This window comes from Streptomyces sp. NPDC006552, assembly GCF_040611655.1.
In the GTDB taxonomy this organism is placed as follows: domain Bacteria; phylum Actinomycetota; class Actinomycetes; order Streptomycetales; family Streptomycetaceae; genus Streptomyces.
Genome location: NZ_JBEXOS010000003.1, coordinates 44,133 through 61,571, shown reverse-complemented (window position 1 = coordinate 61,571; position 17,439 = coordinate 44,133). Strand labels below are relative to the sequence as shown.

Below are 17,439 nucleotides of genomic sequence, written 5' to 3'. Positions count from 1 at the left end.
CTGCGGTGATTGCGCCCCGGGCCGGCCGGGGGCGCGTGATGATGCTGCTGACTCCGCCGGATCCGGTGCCACGGGTGTGCGGCGGGGGGCCGCTGTCGCGGTTCCGGCCGGCGCCGGGACGGTGCGCGGCACGTAGGGAGGGGGCCTGTCGCCCGGGGGGTCAGGTCGACCGCCGGTGACGGGACTTGCGTGACCGCGCCGCCGCCGGTCCTCGGGTCCTTCGGATCCGCCGCCGGGGTGCGGGCTCGACGAAGGGGGAGTCAGTTGGCTTCGAACTCCGCACGACCACGCCGGGCCGCGTCCCGCTGGGAGCGGCGGCTGGCATCCGGCGCCGCCGCCGGCGCGCTGACGCTGACCGGAGTGGTGGCGCTCACCGCCCCGGCCCACGCGGCGCAGGGCACGTTCGCCTATGTCGCCAACTTCTACGCCGACGCCGTCACGGTCGTCGACACGAGCACGAACACGGTCAGCCGCACCATCGAGGTCGGCAACAGCCCCGCCGGCGTGGCCGTCGACCCCGCTGACACGCACGCCTACGTCACGAACTACGACGACGAGACCGTCTCGGTGATCGACACGGCGACCGACGCGGTCACCCGCACCATCGGCGTCGGCCGCAACCCCCTCGGCGTGGCGTTCACCCCGTCCGGGGCCCGCGCGTACGTCGCGAACAGCGGCGAGGAGACCGTCTCGGTCATCGACACCGCCACGGACACGGTGACCGCCACCGTCGAGGTCGGCGGCTCACCGAACAGCGTGGCGGTGAGCCCGTCGGGTGCCACCGTCTACGTGACCAACAACTACGGGAGCACGGTCTCGGTCATCGACACCGCGACCGACGCCGTGACCGCCACCGTCCCGGTCGGCAACGCCCCCTCCGGCGTGGCCGTCAGCCCCTCGGGCGCTGTCGCCTACGTCGCCAACAACAGCAGCGACGACTCCGTCTCCGTGATCGACACGGCGACCCGCGCGGTGACCGCGACCATCCCGGTCGGCACCGGTCCGCACGGCGTCTCGTTCGCCCCGTCCGGCGCGACGGCCTACGTCACCGACCGCGGCGGCGACGACGTGCGGGTGATCGACACGGCGACCCACGCCGTGACGGCCACCGTCCCGGTCGGCGCCGACCCGGCCAAGGTCGAGGTCGACCCGGCCGGCACCGCCGCCTACGTCTCCAACGTGGTGGACGGCACCGTCTCGGTGATCGACACCTCGTCGAACACCGTCACGGCCACGATCGGCGGGTTCAGCGGCCCCTACGGCATCGCGTTCGTCTCCCCGCCGTCGCAGGTGCCCGCGGACGTCGACGTCGACCTCGCGGCGCAACCGCACCTGAGCCTCCTGGTGCCCTACCTGAGCTACACCCTCACCGCCCGCCACACCGGCCCCGGCGCAGTCAGCTCCGCGACCGTCACCGCGAAGCTCCCGCCGGGCGCCTCCGCCACGGCGCTCGCCCCCGGATGCACCGCCGCCGGCACCACGGTGACCTGCGTCTACGGGGCCATCGCCCAGAACGCGAGCGCACACAAGACGTTCCGTGTCCCGCTCCACCTGCTGAGCCTCGGCCCGATCAAGGTCACCGGCCAGCGCACCGCTTCCAGCCCCAGCGATCCCAACCCCGCCAACGACAAGGCCTCCGTCACGTGCAACGCCCTCTCCGTGGTCCTGGTCACCTGTCCGTGAGGCCGGACACGCGGTGAATCCGCCGTCGTCGAGCGGCCGGTTCCGACCGGCCGGTTCTCTCTGACCGGGAGCCGGCCGGGCCGCGGTCCGGCCGATGCCGGAGCGGATCACACCGGCCGTGGCACCGGCCTCCTTCAGGGAGGCAAGGTCGGCCTGGATCATCTGCTGGCTCGCGTTGCACGGATCGTTCCGAACTAGGCGGTCACGTAGTCCATGAAGTGCCGCGTCCATGCGCGCAGGGCCGCGTCCGGGGGCATGGCGGCCGGCAGGCCGGGGAGAACCTGCAGGGCACCGTCGTCTCCCCGGGGTTCGTCCGCACGGACTCGCGGACTCCATGCTCCCGGCGCTGCGGGACCGGATCGTCGGGGAGACGGAGCGGATGGGGCCGGCGCCGGACGCGGTGGTCCGCGCCATCGCGTTCGCCATCGAGCAGCCCGAGGGCGTCGACGTAGCGGACATCGTGGTACGCCCCACCGCTCAGGGCTGAGCCGCCCGGCGGCCAGCGCCTGTCTCGTCGACGGACGGTCCCCAGCCCGGCGGCAGGAGTGCCCAGGAACCGTGATCCAGCCACTGCCCGAAGCGAACGGGCTGGGCGCCACCGGCATGGTCCAGGGACAGCGGGACGATCAGGTCGCAGGTGGCCCGTCCATCCCACCAGACCGTGCCGGCCAGGGGGCCGGTCAGGGCCAGCACGGTGGAGAAACCGCAGCCGTGCTCCTGGATGACGACCGCACCGGCCGTCTTCACGTCCTCGAACCTGTCGGCCTCGTCCTCCCAGGCGCCCCGGGCCTCCTGGTACGCGGCGTCGTCCTCGAACGCCCCGGGCCGTGGCTCCCGCGCCATCAGTTCGGCATCCGCGTCGGCATAGGAGTCGGGATGCGGAAAGGGAGTGGTCAGCAGCGCGCGCCGGACCTCGTCGTTCCCGGCCCACCACCAGCCACACCCGGTCCGCTCAAGGGGGAGAAGCGCCCCGCCGGCGCTCACCTCGCGCAGGTACGCCCGGTACTCACCGGGGAAGGGGAGACCGAGTTCCCGTTCGGCCTCGACGATGTCGGCTTCGGTGAGGGGTGATTGGGGCATGGGGCGAGCTTAAGGAGACGCCGTGCAGGCTCCGTCGGCGCGTCCGCCGGCCGGCGCCCTCGACGTCCCGGCGCGCACCTTCGCACTGTGGCAGGCCGTCGGCGGTGCCCTGTGGACCGTGGGACTCGTCCTGGCCGGATACGCGCTCGGCTCCTCGGTGCCCGACGTCGACCGCTACCTGCTGCCCATGGTCGCCGCCATCGTGGCCCTCTCCCTCGTCCCGCTGGGCCGGGAGCTCCGCAAGGACCGCAAGAACCGCCGCCGCGCCACCGCACCGGCGCCCGCCCCCGACGCCGGAGACCGCCCGTGACCGCCACCACCACCGCCACCCATGCCGACGACTCCCTCTACACCCGCATCGCCCGGCTGACCGACCACACCCCGGCCGCGGTGAACAGCCTCATCACGCTCTGGTCCGGCTGGGGCCTGGGCCTGTTCGCCGTCCTGATGATCTGGGCCTGGCTCCGTGCGCGGGCCGCCGGCCGGCCGCAACTCCCGCCGCTCGCCGCCCCGGTGATCGTCGCGGTGGCCTTCCTCGCCAACGATGCCGTCAAGAGCCTGCTGCACGAGGTGCGGCCCTGTCAGGTGCTCCACACGATCCCCTTGCAGGCGTGCCCGGGCGTGGGGGACCGGTCCTTCCCCAGCAACCATGCGGCCGTCGCCGCCGCGACGGCCGGGGCCCCGTGGTTCACCGACCGGCGCATCGCGCTGATCGCCCTGCCCGCCGCCGTGCTGATGGCCTTCTCCCGCGTCTGGGTCGGCGCCCACTATCCGCACGACGTGATCGCCGACCTCCTCCTGGGCGCGGCCGTCGCCGGCGTGCGGCCGCCGTCGTCGTGCGCTGCACGACCCGCCGTTCCCACGGCCGCGCCGCCGCCCCGGAGATCCTGGCGCCATGAGAACGCGGGTGCCGGCCCGGCATCGCCGGACGTCCTTCAGGGGTGCTGCGCGGGCCTGGGCGGTCGCCACGAGAACCCCGGGTCCGGCGGCCGGGTCGTGCGAGTCGTTGTAGGGCGTCGAAACGGCGGGGGAGGACGTCTCCTGATCCGCGATGAACACGGCACGCGCGGCTTCTGCCGGCCCCGTCGCGGCCGCATGTGCCCGGGGCGGCCGCCAAGAAGGAGGCTGCCCGCCCGCGACGGCCGCAGTACTTCCGGCGGTGATCAGCAGGACGCGATGGTCCACGAGCGCGAGCGCCCCCGCTCCTGACGCCGGCGTCAACGCGTCGGGGGCGTAGAGAAGGGGGTCGGCGGTGGCCGCCGCTCTGCCCGGGAGATGGTCCGGGGACTCGCGCTGGACCGCCGTGAGAGCCGCGATCAGCACACAGGGCAGCCCTGCGGTGCCGAGGCCGGGGCCGCGAGTTGACGGCCCCCGGTGTCGGGGCCCTGGCGATGACCGCGGAGGGTGGTGGCCGCCGCCCGCGACATGACCCGTAGATGACGGCACGTCAACTACCAGCGTACCCACGCCGCTCGCCCGTCCCGGCCCCGCAACTCCCCCGTGATCTCATATCGTCGGGCGCACCCGGTGGGCCCGGCCCCGCTCGGGCGGCAGGTTCGGCGCGGGCCTGGGGAGGGAGAGGTGGGGTTGGTCGTGGGCAGGCAACGTCTCGACAGTCCGACGCTGGAGGAGGTGGCCGCTCTTGCCGGTGTGGGGCGGGGCACCGTCTCGCGCGTCGTCAACAACGCGGCGGGCGTGCGGGACTCCACACGCCGGGCCGTGCAGCGCGCCATCGCCGAACTCGGCTACGTGCCCAACCTGGCGGCGCGTTCGCTCGCGGGGCGGCGCGCCGACGCGGTAGCCCTGGTCATGACGGAGCGGCACTGGCGGCTGTTCGGGGAACCGTTCTTCGCGGAGACCGTACGGGCCGTCAGCGATTCCCTGGCGGACACCGGGATGCAACTGCTGCTCACGCTGGTGCGCACGGACGTCGAGCGGCGCAGGTTCGTCGAGTACGCGCGCGGTGGCCGGGTGGACGGCACCCTGTTGATGTCCTTGCGCGCCGATGACCGGCTGCCCGACATGCTGGGGGAGGCGGGGCTGCCCACCGTTCTGCTGGGGCGCCGGTCGGACGACGAGCGCGTCACCTACGTGGACGCGGACAACGTGGGCGGCGCCCGCGACGCGGTCACCCACCTGCTCGGCGGCGGCCGGACGAAGATCGCCACGATCACCGGCCCGCTCGACATGTATGCCGCCCGGTGCCGGCTGCGCGGCTACCAGGAAGCCCTGGCCCGCGCGGGCGCCGAGAGCCCGCCGTCCCTGGCGGTGGAGGGCGACTTCACCGAGGAGAGCGGCCGCCGGGCGATGACCGAACTCATCGCGCGCCATCCGGACCTCGACGGCGTGTTCGCCGCGTCGGACACCACGGCCGCCGGGGCGCTGACCGCCCTGCGCGCGGCGGGCCGCAGGGTGCCCGAGGACGTCGCGGTGATCGGCTTCGACGACTTCCCGCTGGCCCAGCACACGGACCCGCGGCTGACCACGGTCCGGCAGCCGGTGGACGACATCGGCCGCGCCCTGGTCCGGCTGCTCATGGCGGAGATAGCCGAACCGGCGGTGGCCTGGCAGCACGTGATCCTCCGTACGGAACTGGTGCTGCGCGGCTCGGCCTGACGTACGGAACGGACGGCCTCTCGGTTCCGGGAGCGTTCGGGAGCGCTCCCAAAACCTAGCGCCGTCGCGATCTCGCACCTGACTTGCCTCTTCGTAAGTCGTGCGACGCCGTCCTGTCGGAAGACTTGTCAGGGACATGCGCCCGTCTCTACAGTCCGAGCCAGGAGAAGTTGGGAGCGCTCCCAACCGCCGAGTTCTGGGAGCGCTCCCATGCCCGGTTCGGCCACCCCCCGAGAGGACCGCACCCGCATGCGACCGTTACCGCACCGCTCCCGCCCCCTGCGCGCCATGGCCGGCGCGCTGCTCGCCGCTTTCGCCTGTGTCGCGGCCCTGCTGACCGCCGCGCCGGCGGCCCAGGCCGACACGACGCTCTGCGAGGCGTTCGGATCGACCACCGTCCAGGGCCGCTACGTCGTCCAGAACAACCGCTGGGGCACCAGCGCCACCCAGTGCGTCGACGTCACCGACTCCGGCTTCCGGATCAGCCAGGCGGACGGCTCCGTCCCCACCAACGGCGCCCCGAAGTCGTACCCGTCCATCTACAACGGCTGCCACTACACCAACTGCTCACCCGGCACGAAACTCCCGGCGCGCCTCAGCACTGTCACCTCCGCGCCGACCGGCATCTCCTACAGCTACGTCAACGACGCGGTGTACGACGCCGCGTACGACATCTGGCTCGACCCCACACCCCGGACCGACGGGGTGAACCGGACCGAGATCATGATCTGGTTCAACAAGGTGGGCCCGATCCAGCCGGTGGGCTCCCAGGTCGGCACGGCAACCGTCGCCGGGCGCTCCTGGCAGGTGTGGTCGGGCAACAACGGCTCCAACGACGTGCTGTCCTTCGTCGCGCCCGCCGCCATCAGCAGCTGGAACTTCGACGTCATGGACTTCGTCCGGCAGGCCGTCGCCCGGGGGATGGCGCAGGACAGCTGGTACCTGACGAGTGTTCAGGCCGGGTTCGAGCCGTGGCAGAACGGGGCGGGTCTCGCCGTGAACTCGTTCTCCTCCACCGTCAACACGGGCGGCACCGGCCCGGGTGACCCCGGCGGAGTCATGTCCTGCAAGGTGACGTACGCCGACAGCGTCTGGCAGGGCGGCTTCACCGCGGACGTCACCGTCAGCAACACCAGCGCGTCACCGGTCGACGGCTGGAAGGTCGCCTTCACCCTGCCCTCGGGGCAGCGGATCACCAACGCCTGGAACGCCGCCGTCTCCCCGTCCTCAGGAGCCGTCACGGCGGCCAACCTGGCGCACAACGCGCGGCTCGCACCCGGCGGGAGCCAGAGCTTCGGCTTCCAGGGCACGTACAGCGGCACGTTCGCCGAACCGGCCGGCTTCAGCCTGAACGGCACGGCCTGCACGCGCACCTGAACCGCTCCCCCTGGGGGCCGGTGAACGGCCGGCCCCCAGCCACCTCGGGAGCGGCTCCGTTGCGGACGGCGCAGGAACGGGCCGCCGTCCGCAACGCCGCTCCATCGGCCCCCATGACCATCGGCCCCCCCGTGACCACCCTCGGCTCCCCCTGCCTCCGTGCCGCCCGGCGGCACCGCCTCCGTCCGCCGTACGGCGAACGGGACCGCGGGGCCGCCCGCCCCGCACGCCTCCTGGTGACGCCCGCGCCACCTGGTCCGCGTTCACCGAGACCGGCGACCACGGCCGCGGCACCGCCACGTCGTAAAGCGACTCCCCGACGAACCCCGCCTACCTGGGCGCCGCCCCGGCCTGCGGCGCACCGCCCGCCTGACGCACGCGACCCCGTCGCCTTCCCTGCCCTTGCGGGCGGCACTGTCCCCCCGGGCGGGCAGGGACCTCACCGCCCCACGACCACGCTCCCACCCGTCCGCGCCCGCCGCTCCCGGCTCCGGCGCGGATCACGACCCCAGCACGCCCCGCACACGTACGGCCCCCAGCACACCTCGCACACGTACGGACCCCAGCACCCCCCGCACACGTACGGAAGGAGACACCATGGCCCGGCGCAGCAGACTCCTCACGGCGACCATGGCCCTCGCCACCCTGCTCGCGGCACTCGGCCTGACCCTCCTGGGGCAGGACCGGGCGCAGGCACACGGCGTGGCGATGATGCCCGGATCACGCACCTACCTCTGTTCCCTGGACGCCCGCACCCCGACCGGCGGACTGGACCCGACCAACCCCGCCTGCCGCGACGCGCTCGACCGGTCCGGATCGTCGGCGCTGTACAACTGGTTCGCCGTCCTGGACTCCAACGCGGGCGGGCGAGGCGCCGGTTACGTGCCGGACGGCACGCTGTGCAGCGCCGGCAACCGGTCGCCCTACGACTTCGCCGCCTACAACGCCGCCCGCGCGGACTGGCCCAGGACGCACCTGACCTCGGGGGTGACCCAGCAGGTGCAGTACAGCAACTGGGCCGCGCACCCCGGGGACTTCCGCGTCTACCTGACCAAGCCCGGCTGGTCGCCCACGTCCGAGCTGGGCTGGGACGACGTGGACCTCATCCAGACGGTCACCAACCCGCAGCAGCAGGGCTCGGCCGGCACCGACGGCGGCCACTACTACTGGGACCTGAAGCTGCCCGCCGGCCGCTCCGGCGACGCCGTGGTCTTCATCCAGTGGGTGCGGTCCGACAGCCAGGAGAACTTCTTCTCCTGTTCCGACGTGGTCTTCGACGGTGGCCACGGCGAGGTGACCGGGATCCGCGGTTCCGGCGGTACGCCGACGCCTACGCCCACCCCCACCGATCCGCACACCGGATCGTGTATGGCCCTCTACACCGTCGTGAACGCGTGGAAGGGCGGCTTCCAGGCGTCCGTCGAGGTCATGAACCACGGAACGGCTCCGCTCGACGGATGGGCCGTGGCTTGGAAGCCCGGCGCCGGCACGAAGATCGAGAGCGCGTGGAACGGCTCGCTGTCGACCGGCTCCGACGGCACGGTCACCGTCAAGAACGCCGATCACAACCGCGTCGTGGCGCCTGACGCCAGCACCACCTTCGGCTTCACCGCCACCTCCACCGGCAACGACCATCCCGTCGGCTCGATCGGCTGCGTCACCGCGTAACCCCACCCGTACGGGATCAGGAACGACCGGCGGGGGCCGCTGCGGCCGCCGGACGACCGCGGCCCCCGCCGGGCACCGACCCGTCCGCCCCCGCCCCGCTCCGAACGAGGAGAAGCACCTTGAAACGCTTGCTGGCCGTACTCGCGACCTGCGCGATGGTCCTGGGCCTCACGGCACTGCTCAGTCCCCAGGCGGTGGCCGCCACCGGATGCAAAGTCGACTACACGGTCACCAACCAGTGGCAGGGCGGCTTCCAGGCCGCGGTGCGCATCACCAACCTGGGCGCCTCCGTCAGCGGCTGGACCCTGAAGACGACCATGCCCGACGCGGGACAGAAGGTCGTCCAGGGCTGGAACGCCACCTGGTCACAGTCCGGGACCACGGTCACGGCCGGCAACGCCGACCACAACCGCACGCTCGCCACCGGCGCGTCGGCCGACCTCGGGTTCGTGGGCTCCTTCACGGGCGCCAATCCGAAGCCCACGGCGTTCACCCTCAACGGCGTCGCCTGCACGGGCTCCGTCGACGGTCCACCGACCCCGCCCGACCAGGGCGGCGACACCCCCGTGCACATCAACGGGCAGCTGCACGTATGCGGCACGAACCTCTGCAACCAGTACAACCGGCCCATCCAGCTGCGCGGCATGAGCACCCACGGCCTCCAATGGTTCAGCGGGTGCTACAACTCCGCCTCGCTGGACGCGCTGGCGAACGACTGGCACGCGGACCTGCTGCGCACCGCCATGTATGTGCAGGAGGGCGGGTACGAGACCGACCCGGCGGGCTACACCAACCGCGTCAACAACCTCGTCGACATGGCCGAGGCGCGCGGCATGTACGCGCTGATCGACTTCCACACCCTGACGCCCGGCGACCCGAACTACAACCTCTCGCGCGCGAAGACGTTCTTCGCCTCCGTCGCCGCCCGCAACGCCGCCAAGAAGAACGTCATCTACGAGATCGCCAATGAGCCCAACGGCGTGAGCTGGAGCGCCATCAAGAGCTATGCCGAGCAGGTCATCCCGGTGATCCGCGCCGCCGACCCGGACGCCGTCGTCGTCGTCGGCACCCGCGGCTGGTCCTCGCTGGGCGTCTCCGACGGCTCCAACGAGAGCGAGATCGTCAGCAATCCCGTCAACGCCACCAACATCATGTACGCGTTCCACTTCTACGCCGCGAGCCACAAGGACAACTACCGCACCACGGTGAGCCGCGCGGCCGCGGCCCTCCCGCTGTTCGTGACGGAGTTCGGGACGGTGAGCGCCACCGGTGGGGGAGCGATGGACCAGGCGAGCACCACGGCCTGGCTGGACCTGCTCGACCGGCTGAAGATCAGCTACGCGAACTGGACCTACTCCGACGCCGACGAGAGCAGCGCGGCGTTCAAGCCCGGTACCTGCGACGGCACCGACTACAGCAGCAGCGGCGTGCTGACCGGGTCCGGCACTCTACTGAAGAACCGGATCAGCACGCCCGACAACTTCCCGACCAGCTGACCGCCGTGCGCCGGCTCCGCTCGCACAGCCGGTCATCGCGGTACGTGGTTTGCCCCGGGCGAAGTCCCCCTTCAGCAACCTGGCGGGGCGTCGGAAAGATCAGCAAGTGGTCAGCGTGAGTCTTGGAAAACCTGGAGACAGCTGCCTGGACATGCGACTCGTTGTAGGCTGTCGTCACAGCCCTTGACCTGCAAGAACGCAGGCAGGGAGCCTACTAGTGGGAGTGCCCCCATGCTGCGCACCATGTTCAAGTCCAAGATCCACCGAGCCACCGTCACCCAGGCTGACCTGCACTACGTCGGCTCCGTCACCATCGACGCGGACCTGCTCGACGCCGCCGATCTGCTGCCCGGCGAACTCGTGCACATCGTCGACATCGACAACGGCGCCCGGTTGGAGACCTACGTCATCGAGGGCGAGCGCGGCTCCGGTGTCATCGGGATCAACGGAGCCGCCGCCCACCTCGTGCACCCGGGCGATCTGGTGATCATCATCAGTTACGCTCAGGTCGACGACGCCGAGGCGCGTTCGCTGCGGCCCAAGGTCGTGCACGTGGACCGGGACAACGCGATCGTGGCCCTCGGCGCGGACCCGTCCGAGCCGGTCCCGGGCGGTGACACCGAGCGGAGCCCGCAAGCCGTACCGGCCTGAGCGGCCCTCGCCGGGCGCACCCCGCCGCAGGCGGCCCGGTGCGGTCGGCCCGCCGCCCCGATCCCCCAGGAGTGCCCCATGAGCGACATCGATCTGCACGACGACCGCGACCGGGGCCTCCTGACGGCCCGCACCCGCACCACCGGCAGCCCCGCAGGCGAGACCGTCGGACGCCTCCAGTACTTCGTGCTGGCGGAGCCCACGCCCGCCCTCGTCGCGGCGCACACCGTCGTGGAGCCCGCGCACGAGGGCAAGGGCATCGCGGGTTCGCTCGCGCGCGAGCTGTACGCCATGGCCGCGCGCGAGGCGCTCGCCGTCGCGCCCCTGTGCTCGTTCGTCGCCGCCTGGGCGGAGCGGCACCCCGGTGAGGCGCCCGCCGCGCCCGCCGAACTGCTCGCCGCCGCCGAAGCGGCCCTCGCCGCCGATCCCGACAAGTGGTGAACCGCCACAGAGTGCACGGCTGAGGTTCCCGGCCCCGTCGTTAGGGTGCTCGCATGATCCTCGCCCTCCTGCACACCTCACCCGCGCACATACCCGTCTTTGACGCCCTGCGCGACGCCGCGCACCCGGGCCTCACGCTGCGCCACCTCGTCCGCGAGGAGCTGCTCGTGCGGGCGGGCGAGCGCGGGCCGGGCTCCGTCGTCGACGATGTGCGGGCGCTCCTGGCGGCGGCGCGGCGCGACGGCGCGGATGCCGTGCTGTGCACCTGCTCCAGCATCGGCGGCGTCGCCGAGGACCTGGCGCCCGGCCTGGGCGTGCCCGTGCTGCGGGTGGACCGGCCGATGGCCGCGCGGGCCGTCGCCACCGGGCCCCGGATCACCGTGGTCGCCACCGTGCACAGCACCTTCGCGCCGACCCTCGCGCTCGTCGAGGAGGAGGCGGCCCGGGCCGGGCGCGCCGTGGAGGTGCGGACCGTCTTCGCCGACGGTGCCTGGGAGTGTTTCCTCGCCGGGGACCGGGACGGCTACCTCGACCGGGTCGCCGCCGCCGTCGACTCCGTCACCGATGCCGACGTGGTCGTCCTCGCGCAGGCCTCCATGGCCGGCGCGGCGGACCGCGCCCGCACCGCGCTCGCCGTGCTCTCCAGCCCGCGCCCCGGCCTGGACGCCGCGGCCGCCGCGTGCGCGGTCGTCAGAAGGGCCTAGGTTGGGCAGCGTCGACGCGCGGGACCGCGTGCACCGAGCGAAGCGAGAGGAGCGCTATGAGCGCCAGCGACAGCGAGGTCGTCATCAGCCCGACGGGATGGGTGGCGGACCAGGCCCGCACCTACGAGGAGTCCGGCGGCACCCGGGGTGCCACCATGCAGGGCGTGCCCTGCCTGCTCCTCGACTACCAGGGCCGCAAGACCGGGCAGTGGCGGCGCACCGTACTGATCTACGGGCGCGACGGCGACGACTACCTGATCGTGGCCTCCTACGGGGGCGCCGACCAGCACCCGCTCTGGTACCTGAACCTCCAGGCCAACCCGGACGTCCGGTTGCGGGTCGGCACCGAGCGGTTCACCGCCCGCGCCGAGACCCTGCCGCCCGAGGAGAAGGCCCGGGTCTGGGACTCCCTGGTCGAGCTGTTCGCCCCCTATGCGGAGTACCAGAAGAAGACCGGCCGGGACATCCCCGTCGTGCGTCTGACCCGCACCGACGGCTGAGCCGGCGCGGCCGGACGCGTGAGTCCGGCGGGCGTGGGCAGGCGGGGCGGGAGACAGTGGACACGACCCCCCTCCGAACCTATGGAGGCAGTGCGATGACCCAGCCGTTCCCCGATCCCGTCCCGCCGAGCCCGCAGCCGGTGCCGGGACCCGATCCCGTCCCGCCGAACCCCACGCCGGTCCCCGGCCCGGGCCCCGACGTCCCGGACCCCTTCCCGGCGCCGAACCCGGGCCCCGGGCCTGTGCCGCAGCCCCCGCCGTCCCCGGCGCCGCCGGGCCCGCAGCCGGACCCCGACCCCACGCCGCCGGAGCCCGAGCCCTCACCCGTGTGAGCCGCCGGGCGGGGGCCGCCCGCGGGACGTCCTAGGCGCCGGTCTCCGAGCGGTCCCCGCCCCACAGCGTGTGGAACGAGCCCTCACGGTCGGTCCTGCGGTACGTGTGCGCGCCGAAGTAGTCCCGCTGGCCCTGCGTGAGCGCGGCCGGCAGGCGCTCGGCGCGCAGCGCGTCGTAATAGGCGAGTGCGGCGGCGAAGCCCGGTGTGGGCACGCCCTGCGTGGTCGCGGCGACCAGGACGGCGCGCCAGTCGTCCTGGGCCGCCGCGATCTCGTCCGCGAAGCCCTTGTCCGACAGGAGCGAGACGAGGCCGGGCTCTGCCTCGTAGGCGGCGGTGATCCGGTCCAGGAACGCGGCCCGGATGATGCAGCCGCCGCGCCAGATGCGGGCCACCGCCCCCGCGTCGATGTCCCAGTCGTACTCCTGGCTGCCCGCGGCGATCTCGTGGAAGCCCTGCGTGTAGGAGACGATCTTCGAGGCGTACAGGGCCTGTTCGACCTGGTCGGCGAAGGCCGCGGCGGCCGGTCCGCTCAGCGCCGTGGCGGTGGGGCCCGCCAACTCCTTGGACGCGGCGCGCAGTTCGGCGTGGCCCGACAGCGAGCGCGCGAACACCGCCTCGGCGATGCCGGACACCGGCACCCCCAGGTCGAGGGCGATCTGCACCGTCCAGCGGCCCGTGCCCTTCTGCTCCGCCTGGTCCTGGACGACGTCCACGAACGGCCGGCCGGTGGCGGCGTCCACATGGGAGAGGACCTCGGCCGTGATCTCGATCAGGTAGGAGTCCAGTCGGCCGGTGTTCCACGTGCGGAAGACGTCGGCGATCCGCGCGGGGGAGTACCCGGCGACATCGCGCAACAACTGGTAGGCCTCGCCGATGAGTTGCATATCGGCGTACTCGATGCCGTTGTGGACCATCTTGACGAAGTGGCCCGCGCCGTCCGGGCCGACGTGCGTCACGCACGGGGCGCCGTCCGTCGCCTTCGCCGCGATCTTCTCCAGCATCGGGCCGAGCGACGCGTACGACTCCCCGCTGCCGCCCGGCATGATGCTCGGCCCGTGCAGCGCGCCCTCCTCGCCGCCGGAGACGCCGGTGCCGACGAAGTGGATGCCCTGCTCACGCAGCTCCTGCTCGCGGCGCCGGGTGTCGGCGAAGTGCGCGTTGCCGCCGTCCACGATCATGTCGCCGGGTTCGAGCAGCGGCGCGAACTCCTTGATCACCGCGTCCGTCGGCTCGCCCGCCTTCACCATGATCACCAGGCGCCGCGGCCGTTCTAGCGAGGCCACGAACTCCTCCGCGCTGGTGGCCGGGACGAAGGTGCCCTCGTCGCCGAACTCCTCGACCAGTTGGCGCGTACGGGACGCGGTGCGGTTGTGCAGGGCGACCGTGTAACCGTTCCGCGCGAAGTTGCGGGCGAGATTGCGCCCCATGACAGCGAGCCCGCTGACACCGATCTGGGCTGTAGTGCTCATGCCTGTCGCTCCTGGATTGGGAATTTGGTAGGTCTTGTTCAGTTTGCGGAGGTGGAGGCGTAGCCTGAGCCACCGCCCCGCGGACCCCGTCGTCCGCACTCTCTACGATGCTGGAGCCGTGCGTGCCTCATTTCGATCTGCCGCTCGCGGAACTGCGTGCCTACAAGCCGGCGTTGACGGCCCTGGACGACTTCGACGCCTTCTGGGAGAAGACCCTCGCCGAGGCCCGGCAGCACGACCTCGACGCGCGGTTCTCCCCGGTCGATGTCCCGCTCACCGCGGTCGACGTATTCGACGTTACGTACGCGGGCTTCGGCGGGCATCCCGTGCGGGGCTGGCTGGTCCTTCCCGCGGGCACCACCGAGCCGCTGCCGGCCGTCGTCGAGTACATCGGCTACGGCAACGGGCGGGGCCTGCCCCACACACACCTGCGCTGGGCGGCCGCCGGTTTCGCGCACTTCGTGATGGACACGCGCGGCCAGGGCGGCGACGGCGCCGCCGGCCACACCCCGGACCCGGTCGGCAGCGGGCCGGCCAGCCCCGGTTTCCTGACGCGGGGCATCCAGGACCCGCACGACCACTACTACCGGCGCGTCCACACGGACGCCGTGCGCGCCGTGGAGGCCGCCCGCTCGCACCCGCTCGTCGATGCCGGCCGAGTCGCCGTGGTGGGCGCCAGCCAGGGCGGCGGCATCGCGATCGCCGTGGCCGCCCTCGTGCCGGACCTCCGGGCGGCCGCCCCCGACGTGCCGTTCCTGTGCCATTTCGGCCGCGCGGCCACGCTCACGGACCGTCACCCGTACCGCGAGATCGCCCTCTACCTCAAGTCGCACATCGGGCAGGACGAGCGGGTCTTCCGGACGCTCTCCTACTTCGACGCCATGAACTTCGCGGCCCGCGCCACCGCGCCCGTCCTCTTCTCGGCGGCCCTGGAGGACCTGACCTGTCCGCCGTCGACGGTGTTCGCCGCGCACAACCACTGGGCAGGCACGGAGCGGTCCATGGAGGTGTACACGTTCAACGACCACGAGGGCGGCGGTCCCTACCAGCAGGCGGTGCAACTGCGGTGGCTTCCGGGCCACTTGAGGGGCTGAAAACAGCCACCGGGGCTCTCGGCGCCCTTGTCACGGCGGCGTGGGAGCCGCTAATTTGCGCCTCCTGCGTGCCTGTCGGGTTTCCAAGGGGGCTTCCATGGCGTTACGCGGCCGGCACCGCCGGTACCAGCCGAGCCGGGTCAACCGGGCGTCGCTGACCGTGACCGTCGGCGGCGCCGGCATGGCGATCCCGCTCATCGGGGCCGGTGCGGCGCAGGCCGCCGACGTCCAGACGTGGAACAAGGTCGCCGCGTGCGAGTCGACCGGCAACTGGAGCGTCAACACGGGCAACGGCTTCTTCGGCGGCCTCCAGTTCACCCGCTCCACCTGGGCCGCGTACGGCGGCACGGCCTACGCGTCCCGCGCCGACCTGGCCACCAAGGACCAGCAGATCGCGGTCGGCGAGAAGGTCCTGAAGGGGCAGGGCCCCGGCGCCTGGCCGGTGTGCGCGCAGCGGGCGGGCCTGACCCGCACGGCCGAGCGGCCCGCCCCGGTCCTGACCCGCACGGCCGAGCGTCCCGCCCCGGCCCGCACCGTCCAGGACGTCAAGCCCGAGGTGACCCCGCAGTCGGCCGCGGGCCGCGCCGAGATGTACACCGTCGTCGGCGGCGACACGCTCTCCGGTATCGCGGACGCCCGCAAGGTGCGGGGCGGCTGGCACCGGCTGTACACCGCCAACCGCGAGATCATCGGCGGCGACCCCGACCTGATCCTGCCGGGGCAGCGGCTCTCGATGCCCGGCGCGTCCACGACGACCGCCGAACCCCGGCACGCGCCGCACCCGCAGAAGACCCACCCCAAGAAGGCACAGAAGGCGCCTCCCAAGAAGGCCGCGCCGAAGAAGACCGAGCCCAAGAAGGCCGCGCCGAAGCAGGCCCACAAGACCGAGACGAAGAAGACCGAGGCACCCCGGGCCGCCTCGCACGCGGCCGTCGCCCCGGTCCACGCCTCCCTCGGCACGCCGTACCACGCGGCGGGTTCCTCGTGGTCGAAGGGGTACCACACCGGCGTGGACTTCGCCGTGCCGACCGGCACCTCCGTCAAGGCCGTCGCCGCGGGCCAGGTCGTCGCGGCCGGCTGGGGCGGCGCTTACGGCTACCAGGTGGTGATCCGGCACGCCGACGGCCACTACAGCCAGTACGGGCACCTGTCGGCCCTGTCCGTGAAGAGCGGCCAGCGCGTCGTGGAGGGCCAGCGCATCGCCCGCTCGGGCTCCACCGGCAACAGCACGGGCCCGCATCTGCACTTCGAGGTGCGCACGGGGCCCGGCTTCGGCAGCGACATCGACCCGCTCGCGTACCTGCGGGCCCACGGCGTCAGGATCTGACGTTCCGGTGAGCCGGAGCGCCGCGGGACGGCTCCGGCTGGTCCGCCATGCCGTCCAGGGCGGCCGGGCTGTCCGGCACCTCCGGCGTGTGCTGGGAGATCACCCGGGCGCCGCGGTCCCGGCCGATGCGCTCCGTCGTCAGCAGGATCAGGCCGCCCGCGGCCACCACGCCGCAGCCCAGCGCCAACGCCGTGCCGATCGTGCCGTGCCGGAACGTCTCACCGAACAGGGTGATGCCGACGGCCGCCGCTGCCACCGGGTTCACGACGGTCGACGTCGCGAGCGGCGCGGCCAGGCCCGCGCCCCGGTAGGAGGCCTGTGAGAGCAGCATGCCCGCCGTGGCGAGCGCGGCGATCGCCAGCAGCGTGCCGAGCTGCTCCACGGGCCGGCCCGACCAGTCCACCGCCACCGACTTCGTGAAGACCGACGCCATGCCGAACGCGCTGCCCGCCGCGACCGCCAGCAGCACCGCGCGCACCACCGGATGCCGGTGCGCGGCCCGCGCCGACATCATCAGCACCAGCACGCCACCGGCCGTGATCAGACCGACCAGCAGCCGCTCCGCACCGTCCAGCGAGTCCTCGGAGGCCGAACCGGTCAGCGACAGCAGGCCCGCGAGCCCGACCGTCGCCATGATCGCCCCGCGCCAGGCGGCGGCCCCGGCCCGGCGCCGGACGAACAGGGCCGCCATCGGCAGCGCGAGCACGATCGTCAGGGCGCCCAGCGGCTGCACCAGACTCAGCGGACCGTAGGCGAGCGCGATGACGTGCAGCAGCGCGCCCAGACCGTTCAGCGACCCGGCGCCCCACCAGGCGGGCCTGCGCAGTGGCGCGTACGCCGAGTCCGGTGAGGTCTCGGCGACCCGCTCCTGCACGATCGCCCCGCCCGCGTAGGCGACCGCGGAGACCAGGGAGAGCAGTACGGACAATGCCAGGGCACTCATCTCGTGCCCCCTGCTGTGTGGTGCGCGCGGTCGCTTCTCATACTCTCCACGATCTC

Annotated in this window: 16 protein-coding genes and 2 pseudogenes; 14 read left to right on the top strand and 4 right to left on the bottom strand. The window is 72.8% G+C overall.

Features of this window, described 5'->3' with window-relative positions:
- The first annotated feature begins 264 nt into the window (after positions 1–264).
- Positions 265–1,683: a YncE family protein gene (locus ABZY33_RS02725; RefSeq protein WP_356489628.1), complete on the top strand. Its 1,419-nt coding sequence runs from the start codon at positions 265–267 to the stop codon at positions 1,681–1,683.
- 334 nt (positions 1,684–2,017) lie between these two features.
- Positions 2,018–2,170 (top strand): hypothetical protein, encoded by a 153-nt coding sequence (locus ABZY33_RS02720; protein WP_356489627.1) that lies wholly within the window; start codon positions 2,018–2,020, stop codon positions 2,168–2,170.
- Here ABZY33_RS02720 and ABZY33_RS02715 read toward each other — a convergent pair.
- Complete coding sequence (locus tag ABZY33_RS02715; protein ID WP_356489626.1) at positions 2,161–2,763, bottom strand: SMI1/KNR4 family protein; 603 nt, start codon at positions 2,761–2,763, stop codon at positions 2,161–2,163. The genes ABZY33_RS02720 and ABZY33_RS02715 overlap by 10 nt on opposite strands.
- 43 nt (positions 2,764–2,806) lie before the next feature.
- Here ABZY33_RS02715 and ABZY33_RS02710 point away from each other — a divergent pair.
- Positions 2,807–3,073, top strand: a pseudogene (locus ABZY33_RS02710) (DedA family protein); the annotation flags it as partial.
- A gap of 137 nt (positions 3,074–3,210) precedes the next feature.
- Positions 3,211–3,972, top strand: a complete 762-nt coding sequence (locus ABZY33_RS02705; protein ID WP_356489776.1) for a phosphatase PAP2 family protein — start codon at positions 3,211–3,213, stop codon at positions 3,970–3,972.
- On the opposite strand, the pseudogene ABZY33_RS02700 reads toward ABZY33_RS02705, so the two are convergent.
- A pseudogene (locus tag ABZY33_RS02700) lies at positions 3,928–4,098 on the bottom strand (MFS transporter); the annotation flags it as partial. The gene ABZY33_RS02705 and the pseudogene ABZY33_RS02700 sit on opposite strands and share 45 nt — an antisense overlap.
- 258 nt (positions 4,099–4,356) lie before the next feature.
- On the opposite strand from ABZY33_RS02700, the gene ABZY33_RS02695 reads away from it, so the two are divergent.
- From ABZY33_RS02695 to ABZY33_RS02660, 8 genes are all read left to right on the top strand, one after another.
- Positions 4,357–5,379: a LacI family DNA-binding transcriptional regulator gene (locus ABZY33_RS02695; RefSeq protein WP_356489625.1), complete on the top strand. Its 1,023-nt coding sequence runs from the start codon at positions 4,357–4,359 to the stop codon at positions 5,377–5,379.
- Between the two features lie 249 nt (positions 5,380–5,628).
- On the top strand, positions 5,629–6,756 hold the full coding sequence (locus ABZY33_RS02690; RefSeq protein WP_356489624.1) for a cellulose binding domain-containing protein: 1,128 nt from the start codon (positions 5,629–5,631) through the stop codon (positions 6,754–6,756).
- Positions 6,757–7,353: 597 nt separating this feature from the next.
- Positions 7,354–8,424: a lytic polysaccharide monooxygenase gene (locus ABZY33_RS02685; protein ID WP_356489623.1), complete on the top strand. Its 1,071-nt coding sequence runs from the start codon at positions 7,354–7,356 to the stop codon at positions 8,422–8,424.
- Positions 8,425–8,543: 119 nt separating this feature from the next.
- Complete coding sequence (locus ABZY33_RS02680) at positions 8,544–9,920, top strand: cellulase family glycosylhydrolase (protein WP_356489622.1); 1,377 nt, start codon at positions 8,544–8,546, stop codon at positions 9,918–9,920.
- A gap of 231 nt (positions 9,921–10,151) precedes the next feature.
- Complete coding sequence (gene panD / locus ABZY33_RS02675) at positions 10,152–10,571, top strand: aspartate 1-decarboxylase (protein ID WP_356489621.1); 420 nt, start codon at positions 10,152–10,154, stop codon at positions 10,569–10,571.
- Between the two features lie 78 nt (positions 10,572–10,649).
- Positions 10,650–11,012: a GNAT family N-acetyltransferase gene (locus ABZY33_RS02670; protein WP_356489620.1), complete on the top strand. Its 363-nt coding sequence runs from the start codon at positions 10,650–10,652 to the stop codon at positions 11,010–11,012.
- A gap of 53 nt (positions 11,013–11,065) precedes the next feature.
- Positions 11,066–11,716 carry an aspartate/glutamate racemase family protein gene (locus ABZY33_RS02665; RefSeq protein WP_356489619.1) on the top strand — a complete coding sequence of 217 codons (651 nt, stop codon included), beginning with the start codon at positions 11,066–11,068 and terminating at the stop codon, positions 11,714–11,716.
- Positions 11,717–11,772: 56 nt separating this feature from the next.
- The gene (locus tag ABZY33_RS02660) at positions 11,773–12,216 is read left to right on the top strand and encodes a nitroreductase family deazaflavin-dependent oxidoreductase (protein WP_356489618.1); all 444 of its coding nucleotides are present in this window, start codon (positions 11,773–11,775) and stop codon (positions 12,214–12,216) included.
- A gap of 363 nt (positions 12,217–12,579) precedes the next feature.
- Here ABZY33_RS02660 and gndA read toward each other — a convergent pair whose 3' ends face one another.
- On the bottom strand, positions 12,580–14,019 hold the full coding sequence (gene gndA / locus ABZY33_RS02655; RefSeq protein WP_356489617.1) for an NADP-dependent phosphogluconate dehydrogenase: 1,440 nt from the start codon (positions 14,017–14,019) through the stop codon (positions 12,580–12,582).
- Positions 14,020–14,141: 122 nt separating this feature from the next.
- On the opposite strand from gndA, the gene ABZY33_RS02650 reads away from it, so the two are divergent.
- Both ABZY33_RS02650 and ABZY33_RS02645 read left to right on the top strand, forming a co-directional pair.
- A complete protein-coding gene (locus tag ABZY33_RS02650; protein ID WP_356489616.1) occupies positions 14,142–15,113 on the top strand; it encodes an acetylxylan esterase in 972 nt (323 codons plus the stop codon).
- 97 nt (positions 15,114–15,210) lie between these two features.
- Positions 15,211–16,440 carry a peptidoglycan DD-metalloendopeptidase family protein gene (locus tag ABZY33_RS02645; RefSeq protein ID WP_356489615.1) on the top strand — a complete coding sequence of 410 codons (1,230 nt, stop codon included), beginning with the start codon at positions 15,211–15,213 and terminating at the stop codon, positions 16,438–16,440.
- On the opposite strand, the gene ABZY33_RS02640 is transcribed toward ABZY33_RS02645, so the two are convergent.
- Complete coding sequence (locus tag ABZY33_RS02640; protein WP_356489614.1) at positions 16,430–17,383, bottom strand: DMT family transporter; 954 nt, start codon at positions 17,381–17,383, stop codon at positions 16,430–16,432. The genes ABZY33_RS02645 and ABZY33_RS02640 overlap by 11 nt on opposite strands.
- Positions 17,384–17,439: the final 56 nt, after the last annotated feature.